Here is a 21,642-nt window from a genome sequence, read left to right as displayed (position 1 = left end):
AGCGTGACAGGAGTTTGCCACGCCGGGCCAAGGGCGGCCTCAGCCGCCGAAAAGGCCGCGGAACAAGGAGCGATCGGTGGCGCGCCCGCCCTGCGCCGGCCCTTCCAGAACGGCGTCCGGCGGCAGTTCGTCCTGCCGGATCACCCGCGCCGGCCCTTCCAGGACCATGCGCGGCGGCGCACCGTAATCGGCCGGGGCGCCGTATTCCGGCGGCGCGCCGCCATAGGTGCCGTCGCCATAGGGATCGTGGGGCGCGGGCGCGCCGGGTGGCGGAGCAACAGCGGCGGCGGAATCCTGCGCCGGCGCGGCCACGCCGCCCGAACGATCCAGTTCCGCCTGCGAGGGCGGCTGGTTGGGCATCATGCGGCCGTACTGGTCCAGCAGGTTGCCGTATTCGTCCACATAGGTGGCGCGGGGCGGCTCCCCTCCGCCGCCGGCCGGGATGCCCTCCGCCGGCGCTTGCGGCTGCGCGGACGCCATGGGCACGCCGCCCTGGTGATCGCCGATCCGGTAGTCGCCCGGCAGCGGCACGGGGGGCAGGCCCTCATGCGCGGTGACCATGAAGGCCTTCCAAGCCTCGGCCGGCAGCGAACCGCCGGTGACCTGCCGCATCGGCTTGCCATTGTCGTTGCCGAGCCAGACGCCCGTCGTCAGATTGGCCGTATACCCGATGAACCAGGCGTCCTTGAAATCCTGCGTGGTGCCGGACTTGCCGGCCACCTGCCAGCCGTCCAGCTGCGCGCGCCGCCCGGTGCCGGAGGTAACCACGCCCGTCAGCATGGCGTTCATCATGCCGGCTATGTCGGCGGTGATGACCATGGGCGGGACTTCGGACGGCCGCTCGTAGAGCACCTCGCCATCCACCGTGGTCACGCGGTTGACGAGATGGGGTGTCGCCCGGTAGCCGCCATTGGCGAAGGGAGCGAAGGCCCCCGTCAGTTCCAGGAGCGAGACCTCGGACGTGCCGAGCGCGATGGAGGCGTTTTCCTCCATGGGGGAGGTGATGCCCATGGAGGTGGCGGTCTCGATAACCGTCTTGGGGCCGAGTTCGGCCGTCAGCGCCGCCGCCGTCGTGTTGAGCGAATGGGCCACGGCCTGCGCCATGGTGACCGGGCCGCGGAACTTGTTGTCGTAATTGGACGGCGTCCAGTTCCCGATGCGCACCGGCTGGTCCATCATCATGCTTTCGGGCCGCCAGCCGAATTCCAGCGCCGTCTCGTAGACGAAGGGCTTGAAGGCCGAGCCCGGCTGCCGGCGCGCGTCCACGGCGCGGTTGAACTGGCTTTCCGCATAATCGCGCCCGCCGATGATGGCGCGGATGGCGCCCGTCCCGTCGATGGAGACGAGCGCGCCCTGCGTCACATTCTGCTTGGCATGGTCGATCGTATCGCGGATGGCCTTTTCAGCCGCCTTTTCGAGCGGCAGGTCGATCGTCGTCTCGACGATCACGTCCTTGCGGATGTCGTCCCCGACCAGGCCTTTCAGATCGCGCATGACCATGTCGGCGGCGTAATGCTCGCCGCCGGTCCAGAAGCTGCGGGCCTCGGTCGGCTGTTCGGCCAGGGCGGCCTTGTATTCATCCTGCGTGATGAAGCCGGCTTCGAGCATGGCGCCGAGCACCACGTCGGCCCGCGCCTTGGCCGCTTCCGGATTGCGCACCGGCGTCAGTTCGGACGGCGCCTTGAGAAGCCCGGCCAGCATGGCCGACTGGCTCAGCGTCAGTTCGCTCGCATCCTTGTCGAAATAGCGTCGGGCAGCGGCCTGCGCACCCGTGGCGCCCGAACCGAAATAGACCCGGTTCAGGTACATCTCCAGGATCTGGTCCTTGGAGAAGCGCTGCTCGAGCCATAGGGCGAGGATCGCCTCCTGAATCTTGCGCGTCAGCTTCTGCTCGGGCGTCAGGAAGATGTTCTTGGCGAGCTGCTGGGTCAGCGTCGAGCCGCCCTGCACGGTGCCGCCCGCCTGAAGATTGGTCGTCAAGGCGCGGATGATGCCGATCGGGTCCACGCCGAAATGCTGGTAGAAGCGGCGATCCTCGATCGCCATGACGGCCTGCGGCAGGTAGGGGCTGATCTGGTCGAGCGCCAGCGCCTCGCCGCCGGTCACACCCCGGTTCGCAAGCAGATCCCCCGTGACCGAGACGATGCGCACATTGGGCGGCCGGTCGGGGACGACCCAGGCCTCCTGCGGCAGCGTCAGGGCGAAGTAACCGATGACCGCGGCGCCCGCGAGCATCGCCCAGAAGCCGAGCATGACGACGAAGCCCGCCAGCCGGGCGAACGGCGAACGGCGGCGGCGCCCGCCGCTCGAGCGTCCACCGCCCCGGCCGCCGCCATTGCCGCTGCCCCCACCATTGCCATCACCGCCACCACGGCGGCGGGGCGCCTTGCGCTCCACGCGTTCGCGGCGCGGCGCACGGTCCTGCGGCACGGCCCGGTCGTCGGCCGACAGGCGGAAACCCTCGCCGCCCGATCCCTCGGGCGTCTGCCCGAATGTCGGCTCGATACGCGGTTCCTTTCGCCGCAAACCCATGTGGCCTCCTGGCTCGGTGCAGTGTTTAGGCAGGCTGTACGATGTTGCCGCGTTGCATTGCAAATATGGCGGTTTGACGGGCCGGCGGCACACTGGGCCTTGCGCTGTTGCACCTCGGTCACGCAGAGTTGCCGCCGTACGGACGCAGCACACGGGCCGGTTGTCGGTCCAGCGGGCCGCGGTCAAACGGCATGACAGAAGAATGGAAGGGACAATCCATGACCTTGCCAAAGGATCGGCCGGCCGCAGCCGGCGCCATCGAACGGCGGTTCCGCTCCGAACTGCACGACCACTGGAAAGCCTATGCGCTGCAGGGAGGGCTGATGCTCGCCGTCGGCATTCTGGCCTTGCTGGCCCCCTTTGCCGCGACGCTCGCCTCGACGCTGTTTTTCGGATGGCTCCTGATCATCGGCGGCGTCATGGGGATCGTCGCCGCCTTCCAGGCACGCGCCCATTCGGGCTTCTGGTCCAATCTGGCGCTGGCGGTGCTGGCGGCGGTGCTTGGCGCGGTGATCGTCTATAATCCCGTGGCCGGCGCCGTCACGCTGACATGGATGCTGGCGACCTACTTCCTCGTGACGGCCTTTCTGGAATTCGCGCTTGCCCGTGCCATCCGCTCGGGCAGCCGGTCGGGCTGGTGGGCACTGGTGCTGACGGGGATCCTCAACATCGTGCTGGCCGTGCTTCTGATCCTCGGCCTGCCTGGAACCGCCGTCTGGGCGGTCGGCGTGTTCCTGGGGATCTCCTTCATCTTTTCCGGGTCCAGCCTCCTCTTCGCGGCGCTGGACGCGCGCCGCAACCCCTGACGGCCGTCGGGGCGCCGATGGCGGCCGTCAGACGTGCTGGCCGCCATTGATATGCAGTTCCGCCCCGTTGACATAGGCGGACTGGCCCGAGCACAGGAAGTAGATCACATCGGCGACTTCCGCCGTCTTGCCGAGCCGGCGCAGCGGGATTGTCTCAACGATCTTTTCCGTGCCGGGCGACAGGATGGCGGTGTCGATCTCTCCGGGGGCGATGGCATTGACGCGGATGCCGGCCGGGCCGAAATCGGCTGCCATTTCCCGCGTGAGTGAGGCGAGCGCCGCCTTTGAGGTCGCATAGGCCGTCCCCGCAAAGGGGTGGACGCGGCTGCCGACGATGGAGGTGACGTTGACGACCGAGCCGCCGGCCGTCTGAAGCTCGGCATAAAGACCCCGCGCCAGCATGATCGGCGCGAAAAAATTCACCTGGAACACGTCCCGCCAGACATGCATCGGCGTGTGGATCGAATCCATCCGATCGCCGCCATTGACCTTGGGCGAGATGGCCGCGTTGTTGACGAGTGCGTCGAGCCGGCTGCCATTGGCTTCCAGCCTTCGGCGGATTTCCGAGATGGCGAAACCGATGTCTTCCGGGTCGGCCAGGTCCACGCGGATGTGATCCTCCGGCCCGGCCGGCCAGGGGCAGTCGGTGGAGAAATCCTGCCGCGAGCAGGTGATGACCCGCCACCCCTCGCGCGAGAAGCGCTTCACGGTCGCATGGCCTATGCCGCGCGATGCTCCCGTCAGCACGATCGTGCGACGGGTATCCTGGCCTTCGGTTTCCGACATGGTCTTCATCCCCCTCATCGCACGCGGCTTTTCTTTAGATCGTGTCCGCGGGCATGAAAAGCCATATGCGCACCGCACCGGTAGGCGCCGACCATTGCCTTTATGCACGCGGCATGAAATTTCCAATGAAACGGAGACGAAAGCCTTGGTCGTATATCGTGGATTCTCCCTGCGCCGCCTCGTGGCCGCCGCTCTGATTGCCGCGGCCCTGCCCGGTATGGCCGCCGCGCAGATGCCGGACGGCTGGCCGGACCTTCGCGACTGGCCCGCCATCGCAACCGCCGCGCATGACCAGACGGTGCGCCTGGCCCTGACGGGCGACGGCACGGCCGATCCGGACTTCCTGGAATGGGCCGCCACCGAGTTGCAGGCCCGCTTCGGCGTCCGGCTGGACCTCGTCGAACTGCCGTCCGACATGGCCGCGCTCGAAGCCTTGCGCGGGGAAGAGCCTGCTCCTTTCGACCTTGCGGCGGTGGGGTCGGTGGCCGTCGCCAGGGCGCGTATGGAGAATCTCCTGCCCGGGCGCTTCGCCTTCCGGCTGCCGAACTGGCAGTTCGTGGATGTGGCGAAGCATCCCTCGCTCCTGCAGGCCGCCGGGCTGCCGACCCGCTACGGCGCCGTTCCCCTGGGCCTGCGCCGCGTCACGCTCTATGCCAACACGCGCGCCACCAGTGCGCGCCCAGATACGCCGGAAGCGATCCTGACCTATGCACGGGCCAATCCCGGCCGGTTCGCCATCGTCGATCCGGCCGCGCCCGACGGGGAAGCCTTCCTGGAAGAGATGCTCTTCGCCCTGGCGGACGATCCGTCCCTCCTGCAGGCGCCGGTCAAGGACGCCGATGCCGAGGCGGTGGCCCAGCCGCTCATGGACTGGCTGGACACGATCCGGCCGCTGCTTTGGCAGGAGGGCCAGGCGTTCCCGGCCAATGGCGCGGAGGCGCGGCGCCTGCTTGCCGAGGGCAGTGTCGACATGATCGCCGATTTCGATCCCCTGCCCGGCGGGGCCGGCAGCCCATCGGCCGATGGCGGCGGTGGGGAAATTGCCGGCTTCGGCCTGGCGGTCGGCGGCATGGTGGACGCGCATTTCCTTCTGATCGATCGGGACACGCCCGTTCCCGCCGCGGCACTCGTGGTGGCGGATTTCCTGATGTCGCCGCAAGCGCAGATCCGCAAGGCCGATCCTGCCCTGTGGGGCGATGCGTCGGTCCTGGCCCTGTCGGCGCTGCCGGCCGAAGATGCGGCACGGCTGCGCCAGGCCATGGCCCCGGCCATCGGCTTCGGCCCGCGCGACATCGCCATACCGCGCCCGCATATCAGCTGGATCGACTGGCTGCGGCCGGCCGTGGCGGCCCGCCTGTCGGCGCAATGACGCCTCCCTCCCTGCCGGATCTTCCCGTTGTCGCCGTGCTGCCCGAATTGGGGCAGGCGCTTGTCGGCGGCGGCCGCGCCGTACTGGTGGCCCCTCCCGGCGCCGGCAAGACGAGCCTCGTGCCCTTGCATCTCCTGTCCACGCTGCCGGAAGGCCGGATCATCCTGATCGAGCCGCGCCGGCTGGCCGCACGCGCTGCGGCGGCGCGCATGGCCGCGCTCCTGGGAGAGACGGTCGGCCAGACCGTCGGATGGCGCATGCGGCTCGACACGCGCATCGGCCGCGCCACCCGGATCGAGGTCGTGACCGAAGGCGTCTTCACGCGGCTGATCCTGGACGATCCGGAACTGGCCGGCATCGCCTGCGTGATCTTCGATGAGTTCCACGAGCGCTCGCTCGATGCCGATTTCGGCCTGGCGCTGGCGCTCGACGTGCGTTCGGCCCTGCGCGACGACCTGTCCATCCTGGTCATGTCCGCCACGCTCGACGGTGCGCGCGTTGCCGAGCTTCTGGCCCCCGCACCCATCATACAGACGCAGGGACGCAGCCATCCGGTGGAGATCGTCCACCGGGAGCGGGGCAGTGAGCGGATCGAGGACGCCGTCGCCACCGCCATCCGCGATGCGCTGGCAGAGGATGACGGCAGCATCCTGGCCTTCCTGCCCGGTCAGCGCGAGATCGAGCGGGTGGCCGAGCGGCTTTCCGGGCGGCTGCCCGCCGATGTGATCCTGGCGCCGCTCTATGGCGCGCTCGACACGGCCGATCAGGACATCGCAATCCGTCCGGCGCCCGCCGGGCGCCGCAAGGTCGTGCTCGCCACCTCCATCGCGCAGACCTCCATCACCATCGACGGGGTCCGCACCATCGTCGATAGCGGACTGTCACGCCGGCCCGTCTTCGAGCCCGCGACGGGCCTGTCCCGGCTGGAAACCGTCGCCGTGTCGCGGGCGAGCGCGGACCAGCGGGCGGGGCGCGCCGGACGGACAGGTCCCGGCCGGGCCATCCGCCTCTGGCGCGCAGAGCAGACCAACGCCCTGCCGGCCTTCGACACGCCGGAAATCCTGTCCACGGACCTGTCCGGCCTGATCCTCGACTGCGCCGCCTTCGGCATCGGCGATCCGGCGGCGCTCGCCTTCCTCGATCCGCCGCCGGAACCGGCACTGATCGAGGCGCGCGGCCTGCTCACGGCGCTCGGCGCCTTCGATGCCGATGGACGGCTGACCGAAGCGGGGCGCCGGATGCGCAGCCTTGCCCTGCCGCCGCGCCTGGCCGCCATGGTCGTGCGCGCCGCGCCCGGCACGCCCCGGCGGCTGGCCGCCGAGTTTGCCGTGCTCGTGACCGAGCGCGGACTGGGCGGCAACGATCCGGACCTGGCCGAGCGCCACCGCCGGCTCGTTGCCGATCGGGGGCCGCGCGCGCGCGCCGCGCTGGAGCTTGCGCGGCGCCTGGGGGCCGATGCCAATGCCGGCGAAAGCCGGATCGACACGCCCGATCCGGCGCTTCTTCTGGCGGAAGCCTATCCCGACCGGATCGCCGTCGCCCGGGGGGCGCGCGGCCATTTCGTCCTGGCCAGCGGGCGCGGCGGGCAGATCGAGGACACGACCCGCCTGGCAGGCGCCCCCGGCCTGATCGTCGCCGAGCTGCAGGGCGCGGCCCGCGCCGCCCGTATCCTCAGCGCCGTGGCGCTCGACAAGGCGGGGCTGGCGATCCTCGAAGAGCGTTACGGAACGCAGGAGGACCGGGTCCTCTTCGATCCGGCGTCGCGTTCGGTGCGCGCCCGCCGCCAGCGCCGGATCGGCCGCGCAGTCCTGTCGGAGACGCCCTTGCCCGACGTCGATCCCGGCGCCGCAGCCGCTGCACTGGCCGACGGTATCCGCAGCCTCGGCGCGGACAGCCTGCCCTTCGACACGGAGGGACGGCGGCTTCTGGAGCGGCTGCGCTTCCTGAACGGCACCCTTGGCGACCCATGGCCCGCCATGGACGAGGCCTCGCTCATGGATACGCTCGAAGCCTGGCTCATGCCCTTCGCGCCGGGCGCGACGCGCCTCTCCGATATCGGCGCCGGGGCCCTGCGCGAGGGGCTCCTCCACCGGCTGCCACACGGGCTGTCCGGCCAGATCGAAAGGCTGGCCCCGTCGCATTACGCGGTGCCGACCGGTTCGCGCCTGCCCCTGCGCTACGAGGAGGACAAGGTCGTGCTGGCGGTCCGTGTCCAGGAATTGTTCGGGCTGACGCAACACCCTGCCATTGCCGGCGGCCGCATGCCGCTGACGTTGGAACTCTTGTCCCCGGCGCATCGGCCGATCCAGATCACCCTCGATCTGCCGGGCTTCTGGAGCGGGTCCTGGCGGGATGTGCGCGCCGCTCTGCGCGGCCGCTACCCCAAACATGTCTGGCCGGAAGATCCCGCCCGGGCCGCCCCGACTGCTCGGGCGCGTCGGCCGGGAGAACCCGCACCGGGGGTTTGATGCGCCGCCGGGCGAATCACCCGCAAGGGTAATCGGCTCGGCCATCTCCGGTCGTGCAACCCGAAGACACAATCCGCGTTGTTTCCCACGGGCCGTCCTTGGAGAGACACGGAATGAATGCTGAATCGCCGGTGCATGACGCCCGTATGGCGCGGTCCAGGAACGAGACGAAGCGGATCCTGGTCATCGACGAGGATGCAGGCTTTGCGGCGCGGCTGGCGCGCGGGCTGGAACAGCGCGGCTACGAGATCCAGGTCGCCGGCACCTATGCCGATGCCGAACGCCTGATCCAGGCGAGCCCGCCGGCCCGTGCGCTGGTCGATCTGCGCCTGTCCGGCGGCAATGGGCTGGACCTCGTCGAGCTGATTCACCAGCGGCGGCCCGATGCAGTGACCGTGGTGCTGACCGCCTATGGCAACATCGCCACGGCCGTCGCGGCGGTGAAGATCGGCGCTGCCGACTATCTGTGCAAGCCGTCGAGCGTCGATGAGGTGCTCGGCGCCCTGACCCAGACATCCGAAAACCGCCCCTTGCCCCCGGACAATCCCATGTCGGCCGACAGGGTCCGCTGGGAGCATATCCAGCGTGTCTTCGAGCTCTATGGGCACAATGTCAGCGAGACGGCCCGCCGCCTGTCCATGCACCGGCGAACGCTACAGCGCATCCTGGCCAAGAACGCCCCGCGCTGAGCGCGGCCCGCAAGGATTACGCCTCTCGCACGCCCGTCATGAACGGGTTCGCCGCCCATTCCGCCTGCATCAGCCGCGTTGCCGCGAGCCGGGCGAAGCGCAGCGTGACGGCCTTGCGCGCCGCCGGCGCGAGCCGATGCTCGGGCGCCTCGCGCAGGAGTTCCCCGCCATAGCCGTCCGACAGGATCAACCCGCAATCCTGCGGGAAGATGTCGAGCGGCACGCCGGGATGGGTCGCGAAGAAGAGCCTGTCGCAGTGCTGGCGGTACTCCGGCCACTTGCGATCGACGCGGAAATCCTCGATCGACGTCTTGATCTCCACGATCCAGATCTCCCCCTTCTCCGTCAGGCAGATGAGGTCCGCCCGGCGGCCGGAGGCCAGCGCGATCTCCGGCAGGCTGACCGCCGCCTGTGCGGTGACGAGGCGCTGGACCCCGCGGCGCACCATCATGGCGCGCTCGGACTGGCGGCCGTCCACCAGCGGTTGGTACGGAACGGAAGAGACGATCGGCATGGAGCGGAATTGTCCTGTCTGTACACATCGAGCGAGTGGCGGGCCGGTCGCGCGGCAGCCACGGGACATACCAGCCTGGCACACCGTGGATCGTCGATGACGCGGAGCGTGGCCGCCTCGGCGGGCGATCTGTGCTCGCACCGCAACAAGGCTTCGTTAACTAAGATGCTCTAGGTTGACGACAATTGCCAGCCTGACGGCGAGCGCCTATCCGTAAAGCCAATCGACCGGCCCCGATGCCTCGGCAAGGCCGGTTCCGATCCGGACCTGTTCATGACCAAACGAATCGCCCTCTGCACCCTTTCCCTTCTGGCGCTCGGCCTTGCCGGCTGCCAGACCTCCGGCGACCGCGCCGCCATTTCCCGGGGCGATCCGGCCGTTGCCACGGCCTATGCCGCGGCCGAGCCGAGCATCCTGGCTGGTGGGCCGCTGGGCCCGGTCGAGCCGGTGGCCTATGCCTCCATCCAGGATGGCGGCTTCGCACTGCCGGCCATCCCGATCGAAAAGATCGATCCCAAGTTCCTGCGCCAGCGTGTCGTCTATGACGGCCAGGGTTTCCCCGCCGGCACCGTGATCGTCGATACGGGGAGCCATTTCCTCTACGTCATCGAAGAGCGCGGCACGGCGATGCGCTACGGCATCGGCATCGGCAAGGCCGGCTTCTCCTGGTCGGGCGAAGCCTATGCGCGCGACAAGCAGCATTGGCCCAAGTGGTTCCCGCCCAAGGAGATGATCGAGCGCCGCCCCGAGCTTGCCCCCTATGGCAACGAAGTCGGGATGAATCCGGGCCTCAACAATCCGCTGGGCGCCCGCGCCGTCTACCTCTGGCAGGGCAACAAGGACACGCTGTACCGCCTGCATGGCACGCCGGAATGGTGGTCCATCGGCAAGTCCGTATCCTCCGGCTGCATCCGCCTGATCAACCAGGACGTGATCGACCTGTATGAGCGCGTGCCCCTGCAGGCCCGCGTCATCGTCCTCATGCCGGGCGAGACGCTGGCGCAGAAGCGCGTGGCCGAAAACCGCAAGGCGCAGGCGAGCTAAGCCGCCGCGCCCAGAGTTCCAAGGCGGGGGACCGCCATGCCGGGTGCTTCGGGGGAGGCACCCGGCTTTTCTTTGCGCGGATCATGCCCTTACGGGGCGAAGGGATCGTAGGTCCCGAAGTTCCAGACATGGCCTTCGAAATCACGGCACGAAAATTCGCGGCTGCCATAGGGCTCGTCCCGCAGCGGCAGGACGATTTCCGCGCCGGAGGCTGAAATGCGCTGAAACAGGGCATCGGCATCGCGGATGACGATATAGGTGCTCTGCGTCACACCGCCCGCCTCGTCCGGGGTGATCTGGAGACTGCCGAGCGCATCGTCCCGCAGGCTGCCGAGCATCAGCATTCCACCGTCCAGTGTCAGTTCGGCATGCGAGACGAGGCCGTCCTCGTCCTCCATCACCATTTCGGCGGTAAAGCCGACCACCTCGGTAAGCCAGTCGATGGCCGTGTCGACATCGCGGTAGCGCAAGGTTGGAATGATCCGCGACACCATGGAGCCTGCCCTTCCCGAAGGTTTACTCGGGAAGGGTAGTGCATTTGCGGGTGCGACGGAATTGGCCGCGTCAGCCGCGGCGCGCCGCCTTCTTTTCCAGCCGCCGCCGGTGCAGCACCGGCTCGGTATAGCCATTGGGCTGTTCGCGCCCCTTCAGGACCAGGTCCAACGCCGCCTGGAAGGCGATGGATGCGTCGAAGCCGGGCGCCATGGGCTCGTAGTCCGGATCACCCGCATTCTGCCCGTCGACGACCTTGGCCATGCGCTGCATGGTTTCCACGACCTGCTCGGCGCTGACCACGCCATGATGCAGCCAGTTGGCGATGTGCTGGGACGAAATGCGGCAGGTGGCCCGGTCTTCCATCAGGCCGACATCGTTGATGTCCGGCACTTTCGAACATCCGACGCCGGCATCGATCCAGCGCACGACATAGCCGAGTATGCCCTGCGCATTGTTGTCGAGCTCGGCCTGGATGTCTTCCGGCGTCCAGTTGGGGCGCACGGCGACAGGGATGGTCAGGATATCCTCGAGCGGCGCCATGGGGCGGCTGGCGAGCTCGGCCTGGCGGGCGGCGACATCGACCGTGTGATAATGGGTCGCGTGCAGCGTGGCGGCGGTGGGCGACGGGACCCAGGCCGTATTGGCCCCCGCGCGCGGATGGCCGATCTTCTGCTCGAGCATGGCGGCCATGAGGTCGGGCATGGCCCACATGCCCTTGCCGATCTGCGCATGCCCGCGCAGGCCGCAATGCAGGCCCACATCCACGTTGCGATCTTCGTAGGAACGGATCCAGGTGGACCCCTTCATATCGCCCTTGCGGATCATCGGGCCGAGCTCCATCGAGGAATGGATCTCGTCTCCGGTCCGGTCCAGGAAGCCCGTATTGATGAAGACGACGCGCTTGCGCGCGGCGCGGATCGCCTCCTTCAGATTGACGGTCGTGCGGCGCTCCTCGTCCATGATGCCCATTTTCAGCGTGTTGGACGCAAGGCCGATGAGGGCCTCCACCCGCCCGAAGATCTCGTCCGCGAAGGCGACCTCCTCCGGGCCGTGCATCTTGGGCTTGACGATATAGACCGAGCCGGCCCGCGAATTGCGGGGGCCGTCGGTCTTCTTCAGGTCGTGCAGGGCGATGAGGCTGGTGAAGACACCGTCCAGGATACCCTCCGGCGCCTCCGATCCATCCGCCAGGAGCACGGCCGGGTTGGTCATCAGATGCCCGACATTGCGCACCAGCATGAGCGAGCGGCCCGGCAGGACGAGTTCGGAGCCGTCGGGACGGCGGTAGACCCGGTCCGGCGACAGGGTCCGCGTGACGCTCCGGCCGCCCTTCTCGAAGGTCTCGGACAGATCGCCCTTCATGAGGCCGAGCCAGTTGCGATAGACGGCGACCTTGTCTTCCGCATCCACGGCGGCGACGGAGTCCTCGCAATCCTGGATGGTCGTCACGGCGCTTTCCAGGACGACGTCGGAAATACCGGCCGGATCCTGGCTGCCGATCGCCGAGCTGCGATCGATGACGACTTCACTGTGCAGCCCGTTGCGCACGAAAAGCAGCGCCTGCGGCGCGGCATCCTCGCCGCGCAGCCCGACGAACTGGGCCGGGTCCTTCAGCGCCGTCTGCGTTCCGTCCACGGTGACCGCAAGGCGGCCATCCGAAATTTCGAGCGCCGTCACGTCGCGCCAGGAGCCTTCGCGCAAGGGGACCGAGCCGTCCAGGAAATCCCGCGCCCAGGCGATGACCCGCGCGCCGCGCGTCGGATTGTAACCCTTGCCCTTCTGCGCGCCGCCATCTTCGGCAATAGCGTCCGTGCCGTAGAGCGCGTCGTAGAGCGAACCCCAACGCGCATTGGCAGCGTTCAGCGCATAGCGCGCATTCATGACGGGCACGACAAGCTGTGGGCCGGCGATGGAGGCGATTTCCGGGTCGACATGGTCGGTTTCCACCGAAAAGTCGCCGCCTTCGGGCACGATGTAGCCGATCTGCCGAAGGAAGGCCTCGTAGGCGGCGCCATCCAGCGCCCCGCCCTGACGCTCGCGGCACCAGGCGTCGATCTCTTGCTGGAGCGCATCGCGGCGCGCCAGGAGCGCGCGGTTGCGGGGGGCCAGCTCCTCGAGCATGGCGGCCAGGCCGCGCCACAGCGCATCGGCCTCGATACCCGTCCCCGGCAGGGCTTCGTTCTCGACGAAAGTCTTCAACCCGGCATCGACCTTGAGGCCGTGCATCTCCACATAGTCCGACATAGGCACTCCCTTGCACGAGGCGAACTGCTTCGCATCGGCCATCGGGCGTTCAATGTCAAATCATGGAGCCGCCACCAGGGAGCAGCCTAGCGGTCCGCGTAAAGGATCCGGCGGTCGGAGAAGAATCGGGCGAAGAAGGGCAGGCTGGCGGAGCCGATCTCCCGCGCGGAGCGGCCGATCGTGCCCTCCATCACGGCGATGTCCGCCAGGCCGCGGCGGTCGAGCCGCCGGAGCGCGGCATCGACACGCTCGACAAGGCGTGCCCGCACCCGGGGCGGGAAGCTGCCATCGATCACCGCCACCGGGAAATCATAGACGCTGACAGCCGACACGATGGCATGCGCAATGCCGGCCGAAGCCTCGTCGAGCCACCGGTCCAGGAGCGGGCCGAGCCCGTCCCAGTCGGACTCCCGCCGCCAGAGCTCGACCGGATCGCCCCCGGCTTCTTCGACGAGGCGCTCCAGAAGGTGGATCGAGGATGCCTCGATCAGCTGGCGCGAACCGCCACCCGGCGCCGGCACCGGCATCGAGCCGAGCGCGCCGGCATTGCCGGAGCGCCCCTCGATCAGCTGGCCGTCGATCACGATCCCGCCGCCGATGAAGGCGCCGACGAAAAGGTAGAGGAAGTCCGGGCCCGCCCTCTGTCCGAAAGCGCGTTCCGCCCCGCAGGCGGCCGTCACGTCGTTGGCCATGGTCACGTCTTCGCCGGTGACCTCCGCCAGGTCGGTGGCGATGTCGGCGTTGCGCCAGGTGGCGTTCTCCCGCTTGTCGGCGCCCCGCGCGGCCCCCCAGGACCAGATTTCGAAGGGCAGGCCAACCCCCAGCCCGGCGATGCGCGAACGCTCCTGCGGAGCGAGCTGCGCACGCAGCGCATCGGCTGCGTCGCCGGCAAAGGCCATGACGGCATCGTAGACCGGAAGCCGATAGAAGACGTCCCGGCTGCCAAGCACGTTGCCGACGAAATCCATCAGCACCATCTCGCTCGTCCGGCGGCCGATCTTGAGCCCGAGCGCGAAGGCGCCCCGTGCGTTCAGGCGCATCGGCACCGAGGGTTGCCCCACCTTGCCCCGGCGCGGCACCCCCGGCAGAACGAGGCCCTCCCCCTCCAGCTGGCGCATGATGACGGATGCGGTCTGGGGCGACAGGCCCGAATAGCGGGCGATCTCCGCCTTGGCGAGCTCGCCATGGGCGCGGATCAGCGACAGGACGAGCCGCTCATTATGGGCGCGCAGGCCGGCCTGGCTGGACACACGCGGCGACTCACCCATCGCGGGCGCCGCCGCCGGTGCGACCCGTCCATCCTGCGTCTGCATTGTCGCCTCCCCCAATATTGCGGCGACGATGATCCCAACTGTACGACCTGTCAATAAATAAATCCGCGTGATTTATCTATTGACAGCTGCGGTCGTTTCGCGTCCTATTCGTATATTGGTCCGCACTGGGAGGTGGACCTGTGGTGGCAGTGGCGCCATCCGAACGGGAGGACATTCCATGATACTGAAGCATCTGGCCGCCGGTGCGGCACTCGGCGCAGCCGTGCTTGCCTTTCCGGCCCTGGCGGCAGCGCAGGAACCGATGACGGCCTGCCTGATCACCAAGACGGACACCAATCCCTTCTTCGTCAAGATGAAGGAAGGTGCGACGGCCAAGGCCAAGGAACTCGGCATCAATCTGCAGACCTATGCCGGCCGCGTCGACGGCGACTCCGAGTCGCAGGTTGCCGCCATCGAAAGCTGCATCGCCGCAGGCGCCAAGGGTATCCTGATCGCCGCGTCCGACACCAAGGGCATCGTCCCCTCCGTCAAGCAGGCGCGTGACGCCGGGCTTCTCGTCATCGCGCTCGACACGCCGCTCGAGCCGGTGGACTCGGCCGACGCCACCTTCGCGACCGACAATTACGAAGCGGGCGTGCTGATCGGCCAGTGGGCCAAGGGCAAGATGGGCGCCGAGGCCGAGAACGCCAAGATCGCCTTCCTGGACCTGACGCCGCAGCAGCCTTCGGTCGCCGTCCTGCGTGACCAGGGCTTCATGGAAGGCTTCGGCATCGACAACAAGGACAAGGCGATCGTCGGCGACGAGGACGATGCGCGCATCGTCGGCCACGACATCACCAACGGCAACGAGGAAGGCGGCCGCCAGGCCATGGAGAACCTTCTCCAGAAGGATCCTTCCATCAACCTCGTCTACACGATCAACGAGCCTGCGGCCGCCGGCGCCTTCGAAGCGCTCAAGGCGGTCGGCCTGTCCGACAGCGTGACCATCGTCTCGGTGGACGGCGGCTGCCCGGGCATCGCCAACGTCAAGGACGGCGTCATCGGCGCCACGTCGATGCAGTATCCGCTGAAGATGGCCGCCATGGGCGTCGAAGCCATCAAGGCCTTCGCCGACTCCGGCCAGAAGCCGCAGGCGAGCGAAGGGCTCAGCATCACCGCGACCGGCGTCGACCTCGTCACCGACGAGCCGATGGAAGGCGTCACCTCCATGACGTCGGAAGAAGCCTCCAAGCTCTGCTGGGGCTAAGCGCGGCGCGGGTGCCACGCGCACCCGCTCGCTGACCGTCGCCGCGGCCGGCCCGAAAGGCCTGCCGCGGCCCTCGATCATCTCGTATGGCCGGCGGCCCCGCAGGATTGCGCGCCCCGGTATTCAGGGGCCAGCACCATGACCGACGCCAGCCAAAAGGGCGCTCCGCCGAGCGGCAGCGCCAGCAGTTTCGAGGCCGGCCTCGCCGGCAGCAGCAGCGAGGTCGCCGACTTCACCCACCGTGGCCGCGGGCCTCTGGACCGGCTGCAGCACTTCCTGCACGCCTATCCGACCATGGTTCCGGTCTTCGTCCTGATGGTCGGCATCGGCACCTTCGGCGCGCTGATCGGCGATCGCTTCTTCAACGCCTTCACCCTGACGCTCATCATGCAGCAGGTGGCCATCGTCGGCATCGTCGGCATCGCGCAGACGCTGATCATCCTGACGGCCGGCATCGACCTTTCGGTCGGCGCCATCATGGTCCTCTCTTCGGTCGTAATGGGCACCTTCGCGGTGAATTTCGGCATGCCGCCGGTGCTAGCGCTGTTCTGCGGGCTTCTGACCGGCACCATCTGCGGGGTCATCAACGGGCTGCTCGTCGCATTGGTGCGCCTGCCACCCTTCATCGTCACGCTCGGCACCTGGTTCATCTTCGAGGCCGCCAACTTCATCTATTCCCAGAACGCGACCATCCGCGCGCAGGATGTGGAAGCGGCCGCGCCGCTCCTGCAGTTCCTCGGATCGACATTCCGCATCGGGGGCGCCGTCTTCACCTATGCGGTCGTGGCCGTCGTCGTCCTGGTGGTGATCTTCTACTACATCCTCAATCACACGGCCTGGGGCCGGCATGTCTACGCCATCGGCGACGATCCCGATGCGACGCGCCTGTCGGGTATCCGCACGCGCCGCCTGCTCATCTCGGTCTATGCCGTCGCCGGCCTGATCTGCGGCTTTGCAGGCTGGGCGCTGATCGGGCGGCTGGGCTCCGTCTCCCCGACATCGGGCTACGAGGCGAACATCCAGTCCATCACCGCGGTGGTGATCGGCGGAACCTCGCTCTTCGGCGGGCGCGGATCGGTCGTGGGCACGCTCATCGGCGCCCTGATCGTCGGTGTCTTCGCCATGGGCCTGCGCATCTGGGGCACCGACCCGCAATGGACGCGCCTCACCGTCGGCGGCCTCATCATCCTCGCCGTCGCGGCGGACCAGTGGATCAGAAAGGTTTCCGCATGAGCACGACCGTCGAACCCATCCTGTCCGCCCGCAACCTGACCAAGCGCTATGGGCGGGTGGTCGCCATCGACAACGCCGATTTCGACCTCTATCCCGGCGAGATCCTGGCCGTGATCGGCGATAACGGCGCCGGCAAGAGCACGATGATCAAGGCGCTGACCGGCGCCGTCCAGCCCGATGGCGGCGATATCCGGCTCGACGGCAAGCCGCTGCACCTGTCCAACCCGCAGGAAGCGCGCGACGCCGGCATCGAGACCGTCTATCAGCAGCTCGCTCTGTCACCCGCCCTGTCCATCGCGGACAACATGTTCCTCGGGCGGGAGCTGCGGCGCAAGGATATGCTCGGCAAGGTGCTGCGCATGCTGGACAAGCGCACCATGCGCGGCATCGCCCGGGAAAAGCTGAACGAGCTCGGCCTGATGACCATCCAGAACATCGACCAGGCGGTGGAAACGCTTTCGGGCGGCCAGCGCCAGGGCGTCGCGGTGGCCCGTGCGGCCGCCTTCGGCTCCCGCGTCCTGATGCTGGACGAGCCGACGGCCGCGCTCGGCGTGAAGGAATCGCGCAAGGTCCTGGACCTGATCCTGAACGTGCGGGCGCGTGGCCTGCCCATCGTCCTGATCTCGCACAACATGCCGCATGTCTTCGAGATCGCCGACCGGATCCACATCCATCGCCTGGGCCGCAGGCTCTGCGTCGTCGATCCGAAGTCCATCTCCATGTCCGACGCCGTCGCGCTGATGACCGGCGCGATGGACCCGGGCAGCCTGCGCGCCGCCGCCTGAAGCTGCAGACAACAAAGGGCGGCGGATGCACCATCGCATCCGCCGCCCTTCTGCGTTCCGTCCCGCTGTGTGGGGTGGCTATTGCGCCAGGCGCGAGGCGAACAGCGCGAGGGCCTGCTGGTAGACCCCGGCGCGGTTCCAATCCCGCAGGCGGGCGAAGTTCGGCTCCCCTTGCATGTAGCCGGCGCCCGGCTGCCAGCCATGCTGGCGCAGGAAGTTCGCCGTCGATGCCAGGACATCGGCGCGCGAGCGGATCAGGTCGCGGCGGCCATCACCGTCGAAATCCACCGCATAGCGCAGATAGTTGGTCGCCAGGAACTGCGTCTGGCCGATCTCGCCGGCCCATGCGCCCTTCATATCCTCCGGCCGCTTGTCGCCGCGCTGCACGATCATCAGTGCGGCGTTGAGCTCGGCCGTGAAGAAGTCGGATCGGCGGCAGTCATAGGCGAGCGTTGCCAGCGAGCGGAAGATGTTCATATTGCCGGAATTGGCGCCGAAGCCCGTTTCCATGCCCCAGATGGCGACGAGGATTTCCTTGGGCACGCCATATTGCTGCTCGATGGCGTTCAGAAGCTTGGCATTCTCGCGCATGATGCCCTTGCCGCGCTTCACGAACGAGGCCGGCGCCCGGCGCTGCATGAACTCGTCCAGCGAGAGCTTGAAGCTGCGCTGGTTGCGATCCAGCCGGATGACTTCCGGATTGTAGGTGACCGAGCCGAGCGCCGTCTGCAGCGTGCGGGCCGAAATGCCCTGCGCCTGGGCCGCCTGCTTGTAGCCTTCCATCCAGCGTTTGAAACCGGATGCGTCGTTGCCGCAGCTCTGCGCCAGTGCGGGAGCCGCCGCAAGCGTCAAGAGCGCGCAAGCTGCAAGCATCGTCGCGCGTATCGAAGTGCGCCTGTTCCCCATTTCCTGCCTCCTGGGCATCGTCATGTGCCTGATTGAAAGGCAGTAATAACAACCCAAGGTTTAACGTAGTGCGAATTGGTGACAGGCGGCGTCGATAGCGACGCCCGGCGTCACTCTTTCGCGATCTGCGGCAAGAGGAAGGGTGCCGTCGCGGGTACGCGGCCCACCGGCAGGCGCAGGCCGTAGGTCGCTTCCACCACCCCATCGGTGACGACCTCCTCCGGCCGCCCCTGCGCGACGACCCGGCCGCCGGCCAGAGCCAGGATCCGGTCTGCCGCAAGGCAGGCGAGGTTCAGATCGTGCAGGATGGCGAGCACGCCGACACCCTTGCGCGCCAGGCGGCGGGCGATATCGAGGGTCAGGATCTGGTGCTTGAGGTCGAGGCTCGCCGTCGGCTCGTCCAGGAGCAGGAAGCGGTGCGGCCCCGGCATGGCGCGGACCTGCGCCAGTGCGCGCGCCAGATGGACGCGCTGCGCCTCACCGCCGGACATGGCAGCGACATTGCGGCCGGCAAAACCGTCGAGCCCCACCTCCGCCAGCGCATCGTGGCACAGGCTTGCCACCGCTTCGGCGCGCGCACCGCCCGCTTCCGCCCCCAGGCGCACCAGCTCGAACGCATTGAAAGCAAATCCCAGTTCGACCGATTGCGGCAGCACGGCCCGGACCCGCGCCATGGCCGCGGGCGCGCGCGCGTCGGCCACCGGCCCCGTCAGCATGCCGGCATCGGGCCGCCGTGCCCCGGACAGGAGGCCGAGCAGAGTGGACTTTCCCGCACCGTTGGCGCCGATCACGCAGAGCACCTCGCCCGGGCGAAGCTCGAGGCTGACGCCGTCCAGAATGGCCCGCCCGCCCACGGCGAGGCGCAGGTCCCGGGCTGCGATGGCGCTCATGTCAGCTTGCCCGCGCGGGCGCTGCGCATCAGGAGAAACAGGAAGAAGGGGGCCCCGATCAGCGCCGTCACGATGCCGAGCGGCAGTTCGGCGGGGGCCACCAGCGTGCGGGCCACCAGATCGGCCAGCGCCAGAAGGGCTGCGCCGGTGCAGGCAGCGGCCGGCAGCAGCACCCGATGCCCCGGACCGGCCACCAGGCGGACCAGATGCGGCGCGACCAGCCCGACGAAGCCGACAATGCCCGAAACCGAAACCGCCGCACCCACCGCAGCCGCGATGACGAGCACGGCCAGCCGCTTGATCGGTTCGACCGATACGCCGAGATGGAAGGCCTCCGCCTCGCCCATCGCAAGCCTGTCGAGAGCCCCGCCCAAAAGCGGCGCGGCCAGGAAGGCGGGGATCATCAGGGGCAAGGCGGCGAGGAGCTTGGTCCATGTCGCCCCGCCGAGGCCGCCCATGGTCCAGAAGGTCAGCTCCCGCAATTGCTGGTCGGTGGATATGAAGGTCAATATGCCGGTGAAGGCGCCGGCAATGGCGGCCAGCGCGATGCCGCTCAAGAGCATCGTGGCCATGGATGTATGCCCGCCAAAGGTCGACATGCGGTAGACGAGGAAGGTCGACACCATGCCCCCCGCAAAGGCAGCCATCGGCAGGAGATGGGGCACGAGCGCGGCGGGAACGAGCGGCACGGCCAGCCCGCCGAGCACGATGACGCAGATCGCGGCGAGCGCCGCACCGGAGGACACGCCCACCAGGCCGGGATCGGCCAGCGGGTTGCGGAACAGGCCCTGCAGCATCGCGCCGGAGAGCGCCAGAGCCGCGCCGACGGCCATGGCCAGGAGAACGCGCGGCAGGCGGATATCCAGCACCACGGCCGCCAGCCCGGCATCGAGCCCGGAACGGTTGCCGGACATTCCCGCCACGAGCGCCTTCAGGACCGCGCCCGGCCCATAGCCGGCCGCGCCCCCGGCAAGAGCCGCAAGCCCGGCTGCCAGCATCAGCACCGCAGAAAGGCACAGGACGAGTTGCCCGGTCCGGCGACGGTCTCCCACAGTCCGGCCGGCCACTGCCAGGGCGGACATCAGCCGTCCGTCCCGGCCGCCCATGGACGGTCGGGAAGGCTCGGCAGGGCGAGGCCGGGGTGCAGGGCCTGTGCCAGCTCCCGCATGGCCTGGGGTGCGCGGGGGCCGAAGCCGAGGAGATAGCCGCCATCCATGGCGACGATGCGCCCCTCGCGGCCGGCCGGCGTTTGCGCAAAGACGGGGCTCTGCGCCAGGCTTGCCGGATCGTGGGCCGCCGAGCGCATGGAAACGATGACCTGCGGCGCGGCGGCAAGGACGGCTTCCGGCGTCGCCGGGCGGAAGCCCTTCAGCCCGGCGAAGACGTTGGTCGCGCCGGCCAGCGCCAGGGCGCTGTCGGCCGAGCTCCCCGCCCCCGCCACGAGCGGCGCGCCCCCGCTCATGGACAGGACGAAGGCCGCCCGCGGCCGCGTCTCCACGCCGGCCAACGCCTGTTCGAGCGCCTGGAAGTCCGCCCGCACGGCCTCGGCCAGTTCGGCGCCGCGCTCCATCTCCCCGACGGCCTGTGCAACGGCTTTGATCTTGGCGGCAACGCCCTCTGCCGTCGGCACGTCGGGAATGTTCACGAAGGGTATGCCGGCCCCTTCGAGCAGCGCGATGACATCCGGTGGCCCCGCGCCGTCCACCGACAGGATCAGCGTCGGCGACAGGGACAGGACGCCCTCGGCCGACAAGGCCCGCATATAGCCGACATCCGGAGCGGACAGGGCGGCCGGCGGGTAGAGCGAGGTGGAATCGCGCCCCACGATGCTGTCGGACCGGCTTAAGGCATGAAGGATCTCCGTGACCGATCCGCCGATGGATACGATGCGGGACGTGTCCGTCACCTCGACGCTGCGGCCATGCGCATCGCGCACCGTTTCGGCCCGGGCCGCCGGCGACAGGAAAAGACAGGCGGCCAGCGCCGCCAGGACGGTCAGGCAGCGCTTCATTTTGTGAGGATCAGCTTGTTGTTGGAGGTCAGGCGGAGCCGGTACTGCGCATCTTCATGCAGGATGGTCACCTCCCGCGTGTGGGCGAAGAGGTCGCGGCTGTCGATGGCGGAACGGTCACGGCGGAGCTTGCCGGCCTTGTCGCTCGCCTCCAGGTTGGGTTCCTCGCGCGTCATCTCGTCCATCCCTCTCAGCCTCGGTGTTGCACCGCGGACGCAAGGCTCGCGTCCGGTCGCCCCGGTGCGTGGTTTAAAGTTGACTGTCGATATCATATTAATTAGCGCTGGCAAGGCAAGACGCACCGCCGTCTTGCGCTCCTCACCAGCCAGCCAGCCGCATCCGCAGCCAGC

General features: G+C 68.5%; 19 protein-coding genes. 8 read left to right on the top strand and 11 right to left on the bottom strand.

The genetic code is table 11. From position 1 onward, the window contains the following. Positions 1-39: 39 nt before the first annotated feature. Positions 40-2,532 carry a transglycosylase domain-containing protein gene (locus tag AUL30_RS04690; protein ID WP_062226697.1) on the bottom strand — a complete coding sequence of 831 codons (2,493 nt, stop codon included), beginning with the start codon at positions 2,530-2,532 and terminating at the stop codon, positions 40-42. A gap of 218 nt (positions 2,533-2,750) precedes the next feature. Here AUL30_RS04690 and AUL30_RS04685 point away from each other — a divergent pair, with 218 nt between their 5' ends. Then, positions 2,751-3,338: an HdeD family acid-resistance protein gene (locus tag AUL30_RS04685; RefSeq protein ID WP_062226696.1), complete on the top strand. Its 588-nt coding sequence runs from the start codon at positions 2,751-2,753 to the stop codon at positions 3,336-3,338. 27 nt (positions 3,339-3,365) lie between these two features. Here AUL30_RS04685 and AUL30_RS04680 read toward each other — a convergent pair whose 3' ends face one another. Further along, positions 3,366-4,124 carry an SDR family NAD(P)-dependent oxidoreductase gene (locus AUL30_RS04680; RefSeq protein WP_062226837.1) on the bottom strand — a complete coding sequence of 253 codons (759 nt, stop codon included), beginning with the start codon at positions 4,122-4,124 and terminating at the stop codon, positions 3,366-3,368. 145 nt (positions 4,125-4,269) lie between these two features. On the opposite strand from AUL30_RS04680, the gene AUL30_RS04675 reads away from it, so the two are divergent. The 3 genes from AUL30_RS04675 (at position 4,270) to AUL30_RS04665 (ending at position 8,650) form a co-directional block, all read left to right on the top strand. After that, positions 4,270-5,493 (top strand): ABC transporter substrate-binding protein, encoded by a 1,224-nt coding sequence (locus AUL30_RS04675; protein ID WP_062226695.1) that lies wholly within the window; start codon positions 4,270-4,272, stop codon positions 5,491-5,493. Then, complete coding sequence (gene hrpB / locus AUL30_RS04670) at positions 5,490-7,961, top strand: ATP-dependent helicase HrpB (protein ID WP_062226694.1); 2,472 nt, start codon at positions 5,490-5,492, stop codon at positions 7,959-7,961. Before AUL30_RS04675 ends, hrpB begins: the two co-directional genes overlap by 4 nt. A gap of 113 nt (positions 7,962-8,074) precedes the next feature. Next, positions 8,075-8,650: an ActR/PrrA/RegA family redox response regulator transcription factor gene (locus tag AUL30_RS04665; protein ID WP_280137385.1), complete on the top strand. Its 576-nt coding sequence runs from the start codon at positions 8,075-8,077 to the stop codon at positions 8,648-8,650. Positions 8,651-8,666: 16 nt separating this feature from the next. Here AUL30_RS04665 and AUL30_RS04660 read toward each other — a convergent pair whose 3' ends face one another. Continuing rightward, positions 8,667-9,164: an MmcB family DNA repair protein gene (locus AUL30_RS04660; RefSeq protein WP_062226693.1), complete on the bottom strand. Its 498-nt coding sequence runs from the start codon at positions 9,162-9,164 to the stop codon at positions 8,667-8,669. Positions 9,165-9,437: 273 nt separating this feature from the next. On the opposite strand from AUL30_RS04660, the gene AUL30_RS04655 reads away from it, so the two are divergent. After that, on the top strand, positions 9,438-10,208 hold the full coding sequence (locus AUL30_RS04655; RefSeq protein WP_062226692.1) for a L,D-transpeptidase: 771 nt from the start codon (positions 9,438-9,440) through the stop codon (positions 10,206-10,208). Between the two features lie 89 nt (positions 10,209-10,297). Here the strand turns inward: AUL30_RS04655 and AUL30_RS04650 are convergent, their stop codons facing one another. The 3 genes from AUL30_RS04650 to AUL30_RS04640 all read right to left on the bottom strand — a co-directional run bounded on the left by AUL30_RS04650 (position 10,298) and on the right by AUL30_RS04640 (position 14,260). After that, positions 10,298-10,702 carry a VOC family protein gene (locus tag AUL30_RS04650; RefSeq protein ID WP_062226691.1) on the bottom strand — a complete coding sequence of 135 codons (405 nt, stop codon included), beginning with the start codon at positions 10,700-10,702 and terminating at the stop codon, positions 10,298-10,300. Positions 10,703-10,772: 70 nt separating this feature from the next. After that, positions 10,773-12,947 carry a malate synthase G gene (locus AUL30_RS04645; protein WP_062226690.1) on the bottom strand — a complete coding sequence of 725 codons (2,175 nt, stop codon included), beginning with the start codon at positions 12,945-12,947 and terminating at the stop codon, positions 10,773-10,775. Between the two features lie 86 nt (positions 12,948-13,033). Then, on the bottom strand, positions 13,034-14,260 hold the full coding sequence (locus AUL30_RS04640; protein ID WP_062226689.1) for an ROK family transcriptional regulator: 1,227 nt from the start codon (positions 14,258-14,260) through the stop codon (positions 13,034-13,036). Between the two features lie 178 nt (positions 14,261-14,438). Between AUL30_RS04640 and AUL30_RS04635 the strand changes: the two genes are divergently transcribed. From AUL30_RS04635 to AUL30_RS04625, 3 genes are all read left to right on the top strand, one after another. Then, on the top strand, positions 14,439-15,467 hold the full coding sequence (locus AUL30_RS04635; protein WP_062226688.1) for a sugar ABC transporter substrate-binding protein: 1,029 nt from the start codon (positions 14,439-14,441) through the stop codon (positions 15,465-15,467). A gap of 138 nt (positions 15,468-15,605) precedes the next feature. After that, positions 15,606-16,700 carry an ABC transporter permease gene (locus AUL30_RS04630; protein WP_062226687.1) on the top strand — a complete coding sequence of 365 codons (1,095 nt, stop codon included), beginning with the start codon at positions 15,606-15,608 and terminating at the stop codon, positions 16,698-16,700. Then, a complete protein-coding gene (locus AUL30_RS04625; RefSeq protein WP_062226686.1) occupies positions 16,697-17,485 on the top strand; it encodes an ATP-binding cassette domain-containing protein in 789 nt (262 codons plus the stop codon). Before AUL30_RS04630 ends, AUL30_RS04625 begins: the two co-directional genes overlap by 4 nt. A 78-nt stretch (positions 17,486-17,563) precedes the next feature. Here the strand turns inward: AUL30_RS04625 and AUL30_RS04620 are convergent, their stop codons facing one another. The 5 genes from AUL30_RS04620 to hemP form a co-directional block, all read right to left on the bottom strand. Next, positions 17,564-18,358 carry a lytic murein transglycosylase gene (locus tag AUL30_RS04620; RefSeq protein ID WP_244490712.1) on the bottom strand — a complete coding sequence of 265 codons (795 nt, stop codon included), beginning with the start codon at positions 18,356-18,358 and terminating at the stop codon, positions 17,564-17,566. A gap of 143 nt (positions 18,359-18,501) precedes the next feature. Next, positions 18,502-19,281 carry a heme ABC transporter ATP-binding protein gene (locus tag AUL30_RS04615; protein WP_062226684.1) on the bottom strand — a complete coding sequence of 260 codons (780 nt, stop codon included), beginning with the start codon at positions 19,279-19,281 and terminating at the stop codon, positions 18,502-18,504. Further along, positions 19,278-20,363, bottom strand: coding sequence for a FecCD family ABC transporter permease (locus AUL30_RS04610; protein ID WP_062226835.1), 1,086 nt, complete (start codon positions 20,361-20,363; stop codon positions 19,278-19,280). Before AUL30_RS04610 ends, AUL30_RS04615 begins: the two co-directional genes overlap by 4 nt. Beyond that, complete coding sequence (locus AUL30_RS04605) at positions 20,363-21,292, bottom strand: heme/hemin ABC transporter substrate-binding protein (RefSeq protein WP_062226683.1); 930 nt, start codon at positions 21,290-21,292, stop codon at positions 20,363-20,365. The genes AUL30_RS04610 and AUL30_RS04605 overlap by 1 nt, the downstream gene beginning before the upstream one ends. Next, the gene (hemP, locus tag AUL30_RS04600; protein ID WP_192843008.1) at positions 21,289-21,468 is read right to left on the bottom strand and encodes a hemin uptake protein HemP; all 180 of its coding nucleotides are present in this window, start codon (positions 21,466-21,468) and stop codon (positions 21,289-21,291) included. The genes AUL30_RS04605 and hemP overlap by 4 nt, the downstream gene beginning before the upstream one ends. Between the last annotated feature and the right edge of the window lie 174 nt (positions 21,469-21,642).

This window comes from Aureimonas frigidaquae (assembly GCF_001463905.1).
GTDB lineage: Bacteria > Pseudomonadota > Alphaproteobacteria > Rhizobiales > Rhizobiaceae > Aureimonas > Aureimonas frigidaquae.
The sequence above is the reverse complement of the archived record's forward strand: the minus strand, read 5'-3'. Positions and strand labels throughout refer to the sequence as shown.

What these genes read in the sequence shown, in the direction of transcription:
- AUL30_RS04655 (WP_062226692.1), top strand. Translation starts at nt 9,438, where the DNA reads ATGACCAAACGAATCGCCCTCTGCACCCTTTCCCTTCTGGCGCTCGGC.
- AUL30_RS04645 (WP_062226690.1), bottom strand. Translation starts at nt 12,947, where the DNA reads ATGTCGGACTATGTGGAGATGCACGGCCTCAAGGTCGATGCCGGGTTG.
- AUL30_RS04650 (WP_062226691.1), bottom strand. Translation starts at nt 10,702, where the DNA reads ATGGTGTCGCGGATCATTCCAACCTTGCGCTACCGCGATGTCGACACG.
- AUL30_RS04690 (WP_062226697.1), bottom strand. Translation starts at nt 2,532, where the DNA reads ATGGGTTTGCGGCGAAAGGAACCGCGTATCGAGCCGACATTCGGGCAG.
- AUL30_RS04615 (WP_062226684.1), bottom strand. Translation starts at nt 19,281, where the DNA reads ATGAGCGCCATCGCAGCCCGGGACCTGCGCCTCGCCGTGGGCGGGCGG.
- AUL30_RS04630 (WP_062226687.1), top strand. Translation starts at nt 15,606, where the DNA reads ATGACCGACGCCAGCCAAAAGGGCGCTCCGCCGAGCGGCAGCGCCAGC.
- AUL30_RS04680 (WP_062226837.1), bottom strand. Translation starts at nt 4,124, where the DNA reads ATGTCGGAAACCGAAGGCCAGGATACCCGTCGCACGATCGTGCTGACG.
- hemP (WP_192843008.1), bottom strand. Translation starts at nt 21,468, where the DNA reads ATGACGCGCGAGGAACCCAACCTGGAGGCGAGCGACAAGGCCGGCAAG.
- AUL30_RS04640 (WP_062226689.1), bottom strand. Translation starts at nt 14,260, where the DNA reads ATGCAGACGCAGGATGGACGGGTCGCACCGGCGGCGGCGCCCGCGATG.
- AUL30_RS04660 (WP_062226693.1), bottom strand. Translation starts at nt 9,164, where the DNA reads ATGCCGATCGTCTCTTCCGTTCCGTACCAACCGCTGGTGGACGGCCGC.
- AUL30_RS04665 (WP_280137385.1), top strand. Translation starts at nt 8,075, where the DNA reads ATGAATGCTGAATCGCCGGTGCATGACGCCCGTATGGCGCGGTCCAGG.
- AUL30_RS04685 (WP_062226696.1), top strand. Translation starts at nt 2,751, where the DNA reads ATGACCTTGCCAAAGGATCGGCCGGCCGCAGCCGGCGCCATCGAACGG.
- hrpB (WP_062226694.1), top strand. Translation starts at nt 5,490, where the DNA reads ATGACGCCTCCCTCCCTGCCGGATCTTCCCGTTGTCGCCGTGCTGCCC.
- AUL30_RS04620 (WP_244490712.1), bottom strand. Translation starts at nt 18,358, where the DNA reads ATGCTTGCAGCTTGCGCGCTCTTGACGCTTGCGGCGGCTCCCGCACTG.
- AUL30_RS04610 (WP_062226835.1), bottom strand. Translation starts at nt 20,363, where the DNA reads ATGTCCGCCCTGGCAGTGGCCGGCCGGACTGTGGGAGACCGTCGCCGG.
- AUL30_RS04635 (WP_062226688.1), top strand. Translation starts at nt 14,439, where the DNA reads ATGATACTGAAGCATCTGGCCGCCGGTGCGGCACTCGGCGCAGCCGTG.
- AUL30_RS04625 (WP_062226686.1), top strand. Translation starts at nt 16,697, where the DNA reads ATGAGCACGACCGTCGAACCCATCCTGTCCGCCCGCAACCTGACCAAG.
- AUL30_RS04605 (WP_062226683.1), bottom strand. Translation starts at nt 21,292, where the DNA reads ATGAAGCGCTGCCTGACCGTCCTGGCGGCGCTGGCCGCCTGTCTTTTC.